Below are 465 nucleotides of genomic sequence, written 5' to 3' on the forward strand. Positions count from 1 at the left end.
TTGCCAGCCATATCAAGAAAAGTTACTCAACCATTTCTCGAGAATTAAGCCGTAATTCTACTGGTAAATCCTATTCACCTTCGAAGGCTCAGGAGAAGTACAAACAGCGCAAAGGCAACTGTGGCAGAGTCTCTCTTTTGAGTAATCCTCAGGTGTTTGAAGTGGTGAGAGAACACTTCTGCGAAGACCTTTGGTCTCCGGAGGAAATATCGAATCGCTTGGCAGTCGAAAAGTATCCGGTGCAGATCAGTACCACGACTATTTACCGTGGGATTTTCAATGGCTTATTTGATAATTTGTTTAAATCTGGCAGCTCTAGTGCCGTGCGCCATCTAAGGCATCACGGCAAGTCTCGCCACAATAAAGCTTATCAAGAAAAGCGAGGCAAGATTCCAATCCCCAACAAGATTCATGATCGTCCGCGAGAAGCTGACAACCGTGTAGAAATTGGTCACTGGGAAGGTG

1 protein-coding gene is annotated in these 465 nt (G+C 45.4%); it reads left to right on the plus strand.

Annotated elements, in window-relative coordinates; genetic code table 11:
• A partial coding sequence (locus tag LPKJCM_RS11605; protein ID WP_109561183.1) for an IS30 family transposase occupies positions 1–465 on the plus strand: 465 nt, incomplete at both ends.

Origin of the sequence: Lentilactobacillus parakefiri, from assembly GCF_002157585.1 — a bacterium.
GTDB lineage: Bacteria > Bacillota > Bacilli > Lactobacillales > Lactobacillaceae > Lentilactobacillus > Lentilactobacillus parakefiri.